The organism is Streptomyces sp. TSRI0107, from assembly GCF_001905845.1.
GTDB lineage: Bacteria > Actinomycetota > Actinomycetes > Streptomycetales > Streptomycetaceae > Streptomyces.
On sequence record NZ_LIVZ01000022.1, the window covers coordinates 16913 to 30116 of the forward strand.

At 69.6% G+C, this 13204-nt stretch carries 10 protein-coding genes; 4 read left to right on the forward strand and 6 right to left on the reverse strand.

Annotated features, from left to right (window positions below; genetic code table 11):
* Positions 1 to 29: 29 nt before the first annotated feature.
* Entirely contained in the window at positions 30 to 3644 is a 3615-nt protein-coding gene (locus tag AMK31_RS37750) for a DEAD/DEAH box helicase (RefSeq protein WP_073945278.1), read from the forward strand.
* A 225-nt stretch (positions 3645 to 3869) separates the two neighbouring features.
* Here AMK31_RS37750 and AMK31_RS37755 read toward each other — a convergent pair whose 3' ends face one another.
* The 3 genes from AMK31_RS37755 to AMK31_RS37765 form a co-directional block, all read right to left on the reverse strand.
* Positions 3870 to 5327: a UvrD-helicase domain-containing protein gene (locus AMK31_RS37755; RefSeq protein WP_073945279.1), complete on the reverse strand. Its 1458-nt coding sequence runs from the start codon at positions 5325 to 5327 to the stop codon at positions 3870 to 3872.
* 155 nt (positions 5328 to 5482) lie between these two features.
* The gene (locus AMK31_RS37760; protein ID WP_079187109.1) at positions 5483 to 6367 is read right to left on the reverse strand and encodes a DUF6083 domain-containing protein; all 885 of its coding nucleotides are present in this window, start codon (positions 6365 to 6367) and stop codon (positions 5483 to 5485) included.
* A 159-nt stretch (positions 6368 to 6526) separates the two neighbouring features.
* Entirely contained in the window at positions 6527 to 6790 is a 264-nt protein-coding gene (locus AMK31_RS37765) for a helix-turn-helix transcriptional regulator (RefSeq protein WP_073945280.1), read from the reverse strand.
* Positions 6791 to 7418: 628 nt separating this feature from the next.
* On the opposite strand from AMK31_RS37765, the gene AMK31_RS41930 reads away from it, so the two are divergent.
* The 3 genes from AMK31_RS41930 (at position 7419) to AMK31_RS37780 (ending at position 9357) form a co-directional block, all read left to right on the forward strand.
* Positions 7419 to 8009: a hypothetical protein gene (locus AMK31_RS41930; RefSeq protein WP_241842864.1), complete on the forward strand. Its 591-nt coding sequence runs from the start codon at positions 7419 to 7421 to the stop codon at positions 8007 to 8009.
* 401 nt (positions 8010 to 8410) lie between these two features.
* Complete coding sequence (locus AMK31_RS37775) at positions 8411 to 8674, forward strand: hypothetical protein (protein ID WP_241842865.1); 264 nt, start codon at positions 8411 to 8413, stop codon at positions 8672 to 8674.
* Positions 8671 to 9357: a restriction endonuclease gene (locus AMK31_RS37780; RefSeq protein WP_073945282.1), complete on the forward strand. Its 687-nt coding sequence runs from the start codon at positions 8671 to 8673 to the stop codon at positions 9355 to 9357. Before AMK31_RS37775 ends, AMK31_RS37780 begins: the two co-directional genes overlap by 4 nt.
* A gap of 642 nt (positions 9358 to 9999) precedes the next feature.
* On the opposite strand, the gene AMK31_RS37790 is transcribed toward AMK31_RS37780, so the two are convergent.
* From AMK31_RS37790 to AMK31_RS37795, 3 genes are all read right to left on the reverse strand, one after another.
* On the reverse strand, positions 10000 to 11280 hold the full coding sequence (locus tag AMK31_RS37790; protein ID WP_073945284.1) for a helix-turn-helix domain-containing protein: 1281 nt from the start codon (positions 11278 to 11280) through the stop codon (positions 10000 to 10002).
* A gap of 317 nt (positions 11281 to 11597) precedes the next feature.
* Entirely contained in the window at positions 11598 to 11720 is a 123-nt protein-coding gene (locus AMK31_RS42240; protein WP_274535998.1) for a hypothetical protein, read from the reverse strand.
* A 794-nt stretch (positions 11721 to 12514) separates the two neighbouring features.
* Positions 12515 to 13177, reverse strand: coding sequence for an HNH endonuclease family protein (locus AMK31_RS37795; RefSeq protein ID WP_073945285.1), 663 nt, complete (start codon positions 13175 to 13177; stop codon positions 12515 to 12517).
* Positions 13178 to 13204 lie beyond the last annotated feature (27 nt).

Here is a 13204-nt window from a genome sequence, read left to right on the forward strand (position 1 = left end):
GTCACCAGCCTGGTCCGGGGGAGCCGTCTGTGCTGCACGATCTGCCCGCCCAACGCCTGCCCAGCGAGCTGTGGAGGCGCCAGCGCGCCGCGGCGGACTGTGTTCTCAACGACTTCGCCATGGGCCGCGCGCGGGTGCAGGTCATCATGCCGTGCGGCACGGGAAAGACCCACCTCGCCGTCCACATCGCCCACGAAGTCGCCCCCGACAGCCGCAGCCTGACCGTGATGCCGACCCTGGACCTGCTCAACCAGACCGCCCGCGTCTGGCACACCTCCGGCCGGCCCGGCCACTACTTCGGTGTGTGCTCCGACAAGCAGACCAGCGAACCCTTGCTGAGCGGCGTGCTCACCATGACCAGCGATCCCGCCCACCTGGCCGCCGCCGTACGCGCCGCCGACGGGCCCGTCAGCATCTTCGCCACCTACGCCTCACTGCCTAAACTCGTCGAGGCCCACCGGCGCCACCTGCTGCCCCGATGGGACATCGCAGTCGTCGACGAAGCGCACCGCACCGCCGGCTCCCGCGCCAAACCGTGGGCTGTCATCCACGACAACGAGGCCATCCCCGCCCGCCATCGCCTCTACCTCACCGCCACGCCCCGCATCTGGGACGTCAACCGCGGCATCACCACCGAGCCGATCGCCTCCATGGACGACACCGGCCTCTACGGCCACGTCGCCTACCGCTACTCGCTGGCCGAGGCCATCCACGAGGGACGGCTCGCCGACTACCGCATCGCCGCCCCCGAAATCCACGACCCGCACCTGCACGCTTTCCTGGCCGGGCGCCAGCGCGACGGCGCCCACCGCACCCCCCAGGCCGACGCCATGCGCGTGGCAGCAGCCCAACTGGCCCTGCTCAAAGCACGCGAAGAACACGACATCCGCCGCGCGGTCGTCTTCAGCCGCAGCATCGTCCAAAGCGAAGCCTTCGCCGAAACGCTGCCCGAAACCGCCGCCGCCGTCCCCGGCGGCCACGCAGACAATCTGTGGGTCGCCAGCGTCCACTCCCGTAACAGCCGCACCGCACGGCGAGAGCGCCTGGCACGATTCGCCCAGCCCCCGCAACAGACACGCAACGGCCGGCTGGCGGAGCTGAGCGTGCTGTGCAATGTCCGCCTGTGCGTCGAAGGCGTCGACTTCCCGCTGGCCGACTCCGTGCTCTTCGCCGACCCCAAACAAAGCACCATCGACATCGTCCAGGCGATCGGCCGCGCGCTGCGCATCGGCCCCGGCATGAACAAGATCTCCACACTGGTCATCCCGGTGCTTTTCGGGCCCGGGCAGCGAGCTGAGGACGCCACGTTCGGCACCCCGTACCACCTGCTGCACCAAGTCATGATCGCTCTTAAGGCGTACGACGAGCACTACTTCCGTCGCCTGCCAGTAAGCGGCACCCGCTTGCAGTTGCCCGCCCCCGCTTTCGCCATCCGGCCTGCACGTGCCCCCGAGATTGCCCCGCACCTGATGCTGCGGATCATGGAACCCGAGCCCGACGTCTGGGAGACCGGGATGGCCTGTGCCCAAGACTTCTTCGACGCTCACGGCCACCTGAGCGTCCCCAGCAACCACATCACCGAGGACGGCTTCCACCTTGGCTGCTGGCTCGGCTACCAGCGCGCCCTCAAGGCCGCCGGCAACCTCTCCCCAGTCCGCGTCGCCGCGCTGGCCTCCTACAACATGCCCTGGGCACACCCCAAGGACAGCACGGAGACCTTCCTGGGCGTCGCGCAGGCCTACGCCCGCGAGCACGGCCACCTGCTGCCCGAACCGACACAGATCTACCAGGGCCGCCCTCTGGGCGAGTGGCTGGCCGAGCAGCGCCGCCAGGCAGGCGACGGCACCCTGCCCGCCCCCTACCAGCGCGCCCTGAAGGACATTGACCCCTGGTGGAACCCCGCCTGGCCCGAGGAGTGGCAGCGCATGTGCACCCGCGCCCGCACCCACGGCAAGCCCCTGGCCCTCTGGGCGGGCCCACTGCCGACCGACGCCGACACCCTCACCCGCTGGCTGGACGAACAGTTCGACGCCTTCCCCGCTCTCGCCAAGGGCCAGCAGACGCAACTGGCCGCACTGCCTCTGCAGGACGACCCCCTCGCCCTCGCTCTGCGCCGCCCCCTCGGCAGCCAGGCCGCCTTCCACGCCCGCGGCTTGCGCGCCGCCCGGCGCTTCTACCGCACCCACCAACACCTGCGCGTACCCGCCGATTACCTCGACGACACCAACCCGCGCTTCCCACTGGGCCAGTGGATCAGCGACCTGCGCACACTCGCTGGCGCAGGACTCCTCAGCTGTGAAGAGACCGCCTCAGTAGAAGCCCTGGCCATGGAATGGGTCCCCGGCCTCCGGTACGACAGAACCCTAGCCACACCTCCCGCAACCGCCACGGACACCACCGGCGAGCACCCCCCTGCCCAGCAGCCGCAGCCGACGACGCAGGGCGCCGCCAACCCGCATGAACCCAGCCAGGAGTTCTGGATCACGGGCCGCGAACCGTCACCTCCCATGCTGCCCGACGTCATCCTCAACGGCGGCCGCCGCATGCTGCTCAGCATGCCGTCCGGGGGAGGCAAGACCATGACAGCAGCGACCGCTGTCCACGAAGTCGCGGGCCGCGCCTGCCTGGTACTCGGGCCGGACCAGACCTACCTCCACCACGTGGCCAAGACCTGGCGCATGGTCAGCCAGGGACCGCTCGCGGGCATCAACACCCGTCCCACCCACAGTGGCAAGGCGGGCGACAAGCTGACCACCGCAGGCCAACTGGCCGACTGGATGGCACAGCAGCCGCCGGGAGCCCTTGTCCTGGCCCGCTTCAGCGATGCCGGGCTCATCGCCGAAAGCCACCGAGACCACCATCTGCCGCCCTGGGACCACCTCGTCGTCGAGGAAGCCCACCGTACCTACGAAGGGATCACCAGTTCGGACCATCCGCACGCCGTGATCCACTACGACGACGGCATCCTCGCCTACAACCGCCTCTACCTGACGGCCACACCCCGCATCCCCGGCGAACCGCCCAGCCGCCCTGGCGACAGCCGAACCGAGATGAACTGGGCCGTGGACATGCCCGACCAGCCGATCTTCGGCACCCACCACTCCATCGTCGACCGCGAACAACTCCTGGACAAAAGACTACTCAGTCCCTACCAGCTGATGCGGATCCAAGTACCCGACCTGCCCGGATTCCCCGCCTGGCGCGCACAGGCCATAGGAGCAGCACAACTCATCGAGCAGCACCGACTGCGCCGCGTGGTGGCTGTCCTGAAAGACCACAAGCAGGCCGAAGCCTTCGCCTGCCAACTCGCCGTCCAGATGCTCGACGCCGAGATCCTCATTCCCCGCGAGAAAGCCGTGCCCTACCCGCACAACCAGCCGGTCATCCGCTGCCAGCGCGCCACCGACCCCGCACCCTCCGACATCGACGCCCTCGTGCTTCCCTCCAGCGCCTACACCACGCTGGAACTGGTCGACATCCTCTCGCCCCTGCTGGGCCAGCACCCTGAACGTGCCGCGCAGACAGCGATCATCGTCCCCGAGCTCGTCATCCCCCACGGCGAAGCATCACCTGCGGAGCCGTCTGCTTTCCTGCGCCGCATCGCAGCGGCACTGTGGGCACATGATCCCACCGGCACCCGTTGAGCGCCGCTCCCCGCCCCAGCGCTGCCGCGCGGAGACAGACCCTCCTCGCACCCAACTTGAGCAGAAGACGGCGGATGGTGCCGACACCACCCCAATCCCTGGGCGCACCGACGGAGCTCACCCAGACCTGGCCCCGGGCTGACCGCTGCTGCCACTCAAGGGCAGCAGACGCCCAGTAACACGCCTCCGCCGAGGGCACGGAGGATGCCCGTCAGGATATTTCGTTCAGGACGGGGGGTGGTTGTTGATCCAGGACAGGCCGCCGAGGTCGAGGTGGTGGCGGGCGCGGGTGACGGCGACGTAGGCGAGGCGGGCGTCGGTGTCACCGATCTGCTCGGGGATGAGGCGTCCTTGGTGGTCGCGCTGGTCGCTGTCTTTGGGCGGGGGGAAGTCGTCGGCGATCTTGACGGTTGGCCATTCGCGGCCTTTGGCGGTGTGGGCGGTGCAGACGGTCACGTCGGCGTGGTCTTCGTCGGTGAGCTGGTCGACAGCGGTGAGGATGGCGTCGTGGCCGTGGGTGTCGACGAGGTCCACGAAGGGCTGGACGTCGCGGCCGGCGGGGTCGTGGGCGGCGTAGTCCTGCAGTTCGCCCCAGGAGGCGAAGAGCACGAGTTCGGGATGACAGGTGCGGCGGCCGTCCTTGAGGTCGCGGGCGGCCAGCGCCAGCGCTGCCAGTTGCTGCCTTCCCCGGGTGAGCGCGACTTGGCGACCGGCGGTGAGCAGGTTCATGACCTCGGTCATGGCGCCGATGTTGGTGCGGCACAGCACTGCGTCGGGGCGGCTGAGGTGGCCGACCTCGGTGGCAATGGTGTGGGTGCCGGTCAGGCGGATGGGGGCCTGTGCGAGGGCCAGCCACCGGTTGGCCTCGTCGGCGAGGGTTGGGCCGAAACGAAAGGAGCGGGTCAGTGCGAGGGGTACGGCGTCGAAGCCGGTCATGACGTCCCGGGCGCCGCGCCAGCCGTAGATGGCCTGGGCGGAGTCACCGACCATGACGAGCTGGGCGTGGTTGCGCTGGGCTGCGAAGACCTCCTCCAGGACGGGGTTGGTGTCCTGGGCCTCGTCCAGGAAGAGGAAGTCCGTTTCGATCTTCGGTTCGGTCAGGGCCCACATCTTCAGGTAGTGGTCGTGCTCGAAACGGACCACTCCACGGTCGGGGTGCTGCAGGTCGGCCCATGCCTTGGTTGCGAACGGCATGACGAGGTCTGCCAGGTGGGCGTGCTCGTCGGGTGTGTCCAGTCGGCGCAGGCGAGGGACGTGGTGGTCGGCCAGGGCGCGGTCGGAGGAGTAGCAGTAGCGGGTCACGGTGCGCAGCACGGTGTGGGAGAGCGTGCGGGGGCTGATCTCATGCTCGCCGATGCGCGCTGGCCGGGTGATGCCGAGTGCCTGGCAGGTCTTCCAGGCGGGTTGGCGGGGGCTGTTGAGGCGGCTTTGGTAGCGGTGGCCGAGCGCGGCGTAGGCCGTGGCGTGGGCGGTCTTGCACACCACGGTGCGGGGGAAGCGGGCGGCAGCGTCCCGGGCGATGTCCTTGTTGAAGGCGAGGTAGCGTCCGCGGCTGAGGGTGCTGGCGGCGAGCAGGCCAAGCGTGCTGGTCTTGCCGGTCCCGGCTCCGGCCTGCAGGACCAGATGGTGACCGGAGCGGAAGGACTCTACGGCGTGGGCCTGTTCGTCGGTGGGCGTGTGCAACGCATGCTCCGCAAGAATGAAGAGAAGAAGGCAGGGCGGGGGCGGGGTGAGGACCGGGCCGCTGGGAACGCTGCCCGGGGGATTTATGGCTGCTTCGGCCCCCTCTGAAGGCCGGGAGGCCGGGCAAGGGCCGACCCCGGTCACGGGGTGCGCTGTCACGGCCGGGCAGCCTGTCGCGTGCCGCTCGCGGAACCGGGCCGTCGGATGTGTCCGGGCAGGCGGGGATGGACGTGCTCGTGATGGCGAAGCGGATCGAAGGGCTCCCAGTCGGCCACTGCCAGATCGGCGGCCGTGGGAGTGGCTGCGTGCCGCGTGCAGCGCTGAGCGCGCCAGCGCAGCTGTTCGCTGTAGGGCAGGCGTGTGAGGTCGTAGACGGCCATGACGTCGGCGGGCAGCGCGAGCTGGCCGCCTTGTGCGACGGCCGGCAGCAGTCTCCAGGTGCCGGCCGGGGCGTTTGGGGTGAGCAGCGGGCTGGTGCAGCGCTCGCGGCGCCGGGTCTGTGCGACACACTGGATCTCATCGACCGGCCGGGCGGCGAGGTAGCGGACATACAGAAGCTGCACGATGGGCCTGGCCGGACGGCACCGGACCTGCTGCAAGGCCGCCGCGGGCTCCGCTGGGGGAGGGGTGAAGGCGCCGGTGTCGATCAGTCGGCGGGAGTTCACGGCGAGCTCGCGGCGCAGCTGCTCCAGCACAGGAGACGGGCAAGGGGAGTCTCGGGCAGGACACAGGACGGCATGGGCAAGACGGCACCATCTGCTGTCGTCTCCGGCCGGGTGGGCGATGCCGCAGCTGACATGCCAGCGGCACCCGGCAGGCACCGGGGCGGCGGGCAGTTCACGCGGGTGCAAGGGGACGGGCCGCTGGTCGCTGCGGTGGTACCACTCGATCCGGTTGCCGCAGTCACGGCACCGGCCGCTCTGGCCGCAGCGCAGCAACCGGCTGCCACCGTCCGGCGAGACCTGCAGGCAGCGGCGCGCGCGGGGGGCGACAGCCAGGCTGCCGTCCCAGCGCCGGGTCGTAGGAGGTGATGTGCGCATGCGGGCGAACCTGCCAGCCGACACACCGGATACCGTGCACCCACCTCACGGGATCACCCGGTCGGCCCCATCGCATGCGCCATGTGTGCGGGTTATCGAGTGCGTGTTCTGTCCGGCCTCGCTGATTCGGGTGGTCTGCCCTGTCCGCTCGGGCAGGCGCTACTTCCCGTTCGGCCCAGGCAGGTCGTGACCGCGGCACAGTGCGCTGAACAGCTCGTCAAGCGGGGTGTCCAGGGCGTGGGCGAGAGCGTGCCAGGTCCTCAGCGTGCCGATGGTCCGGCCCTGCTCGATCTCGATGACGGTGCGCCGCGCCAGCCCGCTGCGGGAGGCAAGCTCGTCATAGCTCCATCGGCGCACGGCCCGCAGACGCGCGAGCTCCAACCGCAGCGCGTCGAGATCCGGATCGGGCGGCAAGATCGTCACCCGTCAATCCGACGGTGCAGACCCCTGCCCTGTCAGTGCAGACCTCTGCCCTATTTACCGAGCCGACGACGCACTGCGGCAGGGCAGATGTCTGCACTACGGTGGGCGCCCGCCCCACACCCGACAGGGACCGGCGCGCACACGACAGGAGGACCCCGCGCCCATGAGGCTGCGCACACCCTGCCCGGCAACGCCACGCTCTTGGACCGTGGAACTGCGCTCGCACCCCAGCGGGCTCACCCTCGTATGCCGGCAATGCCCCCACGGCAACGGACAGGTCACGGCCGCCTCCGCCCGCTCGGCAGCACTCGCCCACCTCGCCCGACACGCCCGAAACGACCTGCGCCCCCCGCACTTGCGCATCTGCCACTGCCACGAACGCGGCTGCCGCTGGCACCCCCGACACCGCGGCTGCACCGGCCCCATCCGCCTCCTCCTCGCATGTGAACGCGGCGGACGCCTCTGGCGACTCACCGACGCCTGCAGCAGCTGCGCCGCAGCAACAGCCCAGGCCGCCGTCGTACCCGACACCATGCTCGCCCGCACCATCCCCGAAAAGCCCCCCGCCCCCCATCGACGCTCCGCCAGACAGCCCAAGGGCCCCGGCGAACAGACCCGCGTACGCGACATGCTCAGCTACCTGGCCGCAGCCCTCCCCGCAAACACCTCTGCCGCCGCCCGTCTGATCGCCCTGCAGTGCGCATTGCGCATGAACCGCAGCAGGCAAGTCCAGCTGCCCAAGGGCCTGCTGCGCAGCATGCGCCTCGACACCCACCGCCCCTGGCACGAGCTGCAACAGGCACGATGGCTGCACCTCCTCCCCGAACGCACAGCCAACGAGGCCGCGGCCGAACTCCTGGACGTCACACTGCTCGAGCAGGCCCCAGCGCGCCCCGACCGCAGATGCGCTGCGCAATGGGCCCTGCGGGCCAGCTCCCGGGCAAGGGCAAACGGAGCACTGCCCCAGCTGGCAAGCCTCTACCTCGCAGCACACACCTCCGCCGAGGAGGGCACCGGCCACAGCGAAGCCGACACGATGGCGCGTGCGTGCGGCACTGACCCCGCCACTCTGCCCCACGTGCTGATGAGCCTCGCCGCAACCGGACTGCTCAGGTCGTGGCGCGCATGCCAGGACTCCGGAGATCTGCACTGGACCTGGCGTGACGATGACGAGCTCGGCATGCGAACCGCCCCACCAGAGCCGCCGCCGGGGAATTGACCGGATCCAGCTTCCGAACGCTTGCTCGCACGGCGTCCAGTCGCCGTGCTCCAGGTCCGCCGCGCAGAACCCCGGCACGCCCGAATGCCCAGGTGACGCCATTGTCGGCGTCCTCGCGCAGGGAGGCCGCAGACAGGGCGCGGCCTATCGCCCAGGGCACGGAGACGAGACCACAGACAGAGACACACCTGTCCCCTGATGTCCTGAACTATGCGCGCAGCACGGCAAGTTGGCGGCTCCGTCGTGATCCGTTGTCAGTGCCCGCCCTCAGCATGTGGGTGATGGCGGGGAAGACACGATCAGTGGGGGAGGACCACATGCCGCTTGTCCGGCCGTACGTGCGCTCCGACGGGACGCCAGTACGCGGACACTCCCGATGGGCACCGGGCGCCCGCAGGGAGATGACCATCTTCGCGCTGTTCGGCCTGGCCGTGCTCGGCTTCGGCCACACGTCGCCGACCAATGCCTCGAGCACCGAGCCCGGGCCGTCGGCGACCTACCCCATCCGCTTCGACCACCACGCCGGCACGACCTCAAGGAGCACAGTGCCGCGACCCACCGCGTCATACCCGATCAAGTTCGATACCCCCGAGCGGAGGAAGCCGGCACCCCGGCCGGCAGTCTCGTACCCGATCGACTTCTCCACCCTCGGAGCTGAGCGATGACCCGGCGCCCACCCGCCAGACGGCGCACCGGCAACCGTCGGCGCCGTCAACAGGACACGCAAGCCGACCTGCTGGCCGTTGGTGCAGCGATCACGTTCGCGGTGGTGGTGGTCAACTGGCTTCTCGCGCACTGGTGGCTGCTGCTCGCGGCGGCCGTCCTCGCGGGCGTCGGCGGATTTTGGTGGTGGCAGCAGCGGGCCGAGCGTGCGCAGCGGGAACGGGCACGCTCCCAGGCCCTGCGCTATCAGCTGGCGCAGTTGGATGCCCTGTCCCACCGGCAGTTCGAGCATGCCGTGCGTGACCTGATGTACCGCGACGGCTGCAGCGATGCCGTCCAGGTCGGCGGACGGGGCGACCTGGGGGCGGATGTGAAGGCCACCGACCCTCTGGGGCGGCGCTGGGTGATTCAGTGCAAGCACCGCCGTGACGGCGACCGGGGCGCGCCCGTGGGCACCCCGGAACTGCAGGTGCTCAACGGCACAGGCCGCCCCGTCCACAAGGGCGATGTCGTAGTGATGGTGACCAACGGAAGGATCACCCAGCCGGGTCGCGTCTTCGCCCGGCAGCAGCGCCTGCACCTTGTCGACCGCCGTGTGCTGGCATCGTGGGCGGCGGGTTCGAGGCCCCTGTGGGAGCTGTTGCCGGCTGTGCCGGCACCTCGCAAACCGTCGCAGCTCTCGTGAGCTATGCCCTGATACGTATAGGATCCGCGGCCGGGCAAAAGCGGGAACCTGCCGCAGCCCGCCCCCGGCTTCGACTCTGTAACGGCTCGGCGAGGGTGGGGCGCAGCGTTGGCTCCGCGCTGAGGGCCTTGGTCGGCCGCTCCGTTTCGGCGGCCGTGGGCGCCCCGGCCTGCTTGCTGTCGTCGCCGGCCAACCAGCCGATGCTCTCTTGCGGGAACAGTGCTGCCGGGACCAGAGCGAGGGCCGCGATCATCCCCGTCACATACCGACCGGTCCGGCGCCGAGGTACGGCCGACGTGTAGGTGCGCCCACGGCGGAGGCAGCACCGGTAGACCGGCCAGCGGCGGTGCTGCCTGGACGCGCGGCGTCAAGCTCCCAGAAAGACAGGGTGGTTGCTGGAGACATACGCGCACCTGCCCGCCCGTGCGGGTCACCAAGGGAGCCCTCGACGAGGGGCACAGCTCACCGGGCGGGCGTAGTACATACGGAGGTAGCAGATGGCCAATGCCGACAGCCACCGGGGCGGACGTAGCCCCGGCCTGGTAGTGGACGAGGAGGTCTTGGCCGGTCTGGCCGGCGGTTGGACTCCGCCCGAACCGGCACTCCTGTCCGGCCAGCCCGTGCCCGGCAGGGCGGAGGGCGTCAGGGGGCCGGGACCTCGAAGTCGAGCAGCAGTTCTCGTGTCGTGGCGGACAGGGACTGTGTTCCGATGTTGAGGTCGTAGGAGGGACTGAGCCGCACGGGAAGAGCGACTTTGCGCCCCGCTGCGGCGATCCGTGCGCTCTCCAGGAACGGGTCTGGCACGACGAGTTGTTCACCGTGCTGGGGAAGCGTGAAGCTTTCTTGTATGACGCGGCTTCTGCCCCTCGAGGGCCGGACAGGCCTGCGCACGCCGGGGAACAGGTGCGTGTACAGCCCGGTGAAGGCGTAGACATGGGCGACGCCCTGGACGGTCAGCCGGCACACGGCTACGTCGTCGATGCTGCGGTGCTGCACCATGTGCCGGGGCAGCACGCCGGGGTCATTGCACAGCAGCTTGGTGACGGCCCAGTTGCCGGTGTCGGGGCGGTAGGTGGCATCGACGTTGAAGAGGTCGACCAGCAGCTGCCAGACGTCCGAGGGCTGGGCGGAGCGGTGGAATCGCTCCAGGCGTTGCGGTATCTGGGCGAGATCCTTCGCGGTGACCTCGTGCCAGTGCAGCACCGCTTCCCGTGCTCGCATCTGGCGCACGCGGTCGGTGTCGAACCTCGCGATGACGTTCTCGCGCTGGGCCCGCACGTGGGCCTGCCGCAGCTCGCCCAGCTCGTAGGTGAGCACCCGCCGTATGCGCTGGATGGGGCGGCCGAAGGCGGTGGCCAGCTCGATCAGGGCAGGGTCGTCGGCCGAGGGGCCCCGCCAAGGCCCGGCTTGGGGCACGTAGGTGCGCGCCATAGCTTCGATGAGTTCGGCGGTGCGCTCCTTGCGGCGCTGCACGGCCGGCGTGTGGTTCATGGCGTTCTCCACCATGCGGCGGCTCACGTGCAGGACGTCGGCGACGTCGTCCACGAACCTCGGGCTGCGGCTGGGAACGATCCCCTCCGCTTCGAAGCGCCGGTAGTTCTTGGCCGAGACATTGAGGCGCTTGGTGATGTCTTCGGCGCGCAGGCAGCACGCCCTGCGCAGGTCCGCGAGCGCCCAGGTCTGCTGCTTCGCCCGGTCCATCAGTTCGAAGGGATGCACCCCCAGGGCGCCGGCGATAGCGCGGACACGGGGAGGTTCTGGCACCCGGTGCCCGTTCTCATAGGCCAGGATCTGCGCCTTCGTCGCCCCAACAGCGCGTGCCAGTTCCTCGGCTGTCATCGCACCTCTGCCCGAACGCCCGTTGGACTCGGTGCGCAGTCTGCGCAGCGCAGAGGGACTGAAGGGGACCAGACCTCGTGCCATCCGTGTCGTCTTCCTCGTCGCCGGGACCACTTTAGGGGTACCATTCCAAGGCCACGTGCGGGTTGCCTTCCGCACCGCATCCAGGGCATCACCTGGGCTGCCGTGCTTTTTAGCGGCAGAACTGGTGGCTGCTTCCTCGGATATGCGCGACGTTAGACGCCGATGGCCGCACTGTTTAGGGAAAGCGGTCCTCGTATATCGGTTATGAAAGAGGCCCTGTACCTCCACGGTTCATGACGCCGTTGGCGGGGGCACAGGGCCAGCGCTGGGAGCGTGCTCCCGGAAGGCCCTCTGTTGCCGCAGGGGGCCTTAGCCGTCTACAGGCACTTGTCGATCAGATGACGCAGCAAGGCACCGAGTGCCTGAAGCGCCAGCCAGCCGACCGCCTTCTTGACGACCTTCCGGTTGTTCCGCTCCCCGCCTTCGGGCGGGTTTTCCATGCGCTACCCCTCCTCTCTATGGGCAGAGCCGCTCGGCTCCGATCGGCAACCGACCGGCACGTCACGCCCTGAGAGGAGGTGTGCCTAAAAGCCTACCGGTAGCAGTGACCGGCGGGAGTCCCGGAACTTCCGCCCTGCTGGGTAACTCCCCTCGTAAATCGCTTTTTGACGCATGGTCAATTACGGAGGGCCTGATTCCGACCCGCCTTGAAACCCGAACACCCGGGCGAGTAAATCCTGTTGAGGGCCTGAATGTCGTGGGGTGGACGCAGAGTTAAGGTGCAGGCCAGGGAAGGCGCCTGTGCCGCACGATCACGTGCAGCGAAACGCTGGCCAACGAATCTCGCGCAATGTGGCGTTTATCACTTTCCGTTAGGGCCTTGGCAAAGCCCCGCAAATCGCCTCGCACCCCGGCGGCCCCCATCCTTCACGCAGGACCCACGCACGCGGGCAGCCGGTCGCTGCGGGGCGTCACCCAACCACGAGCCCGAGCCGTTCTTCTCGCGATGCCGGCCCCGGCCGCCAAGGCCGACAGCTGATCACCTTCCTCGCAGCCGTCTGGGGCCAGCCAAGGCCCCCAGGCGGGCCACCCCGGCTAGCCCCGTGAGCTCATGACGCTCCAAGGCCCTGCCCCGGCAGCTCAGCAGTGCTGCCGGGGCAGGGCCATGGTGTGGACTCGTGCTCGCGGGGTCGAATCATCGATTCCGGCCCTCGTCGAGCGCAGGGACGGCACCCGTCGCGGCCTCGAGGCCACCTCGCCGGAGAACATCGCCTCGAAGGACTCTGGGACTCTCCTAAGGGGCAGCGGGCTCGTACGTCACCGTCCGCTCCGGGCAGGCCTCGGCGACCTCGCTCAGGGCGGCCAGCTCGCTGTCGTCGGCGGTGAGGTTCCAGCGGAGCTTGGTGCCCACCCATTCGGCGACGTACCGGCAGTGGGCGTCGGTGGCGGGCGGCAGCCATTGGGCGGGGTCCTGGTCGGCTTTGCTGCGGTTGGAGCGGGCGGTGACCGCGACCAGGCTGGTCTTCGCTTCCTGGTCGTTGGCGTAGGCCTCGCGGCGGGCGGGGGTCCAGGCGGAGGCGCCGCTGTCCCAGGCCTCGGCGAGCGGGACCATGTGGTCGATGTCCAGGCCGGAGGCGGAGGTCACCCAGGTCGCGTCGTAGTACGACCACCACCGGCCGCCGGTCAGGCGGCACCCGGGTCCCACGGTCGGCGGTTCGACGGCTTCGTTGAGGAGGACTTCGGCGCGGGTGTTGCAGCCGTCGGTCGGGTCCAGGCCGGTGTTCCAGTGCTTGAAGGCGTCGCGGGTGTAGCCGTCGCGGGACTCGGTGGCCGACTGCAGGCGGGCGACGGCGTCGGCAAGGGGCAGGGTGTCGGCAGCGTGTGCCGGCGCGGGAGCGGTGAGGGGGAGCAGAGCGAGGGCGGCGGCGGCGAGGCCACGCATCACGGCTTTGATCATGCACTGGTGATAGCGGCCCTGGTGGGG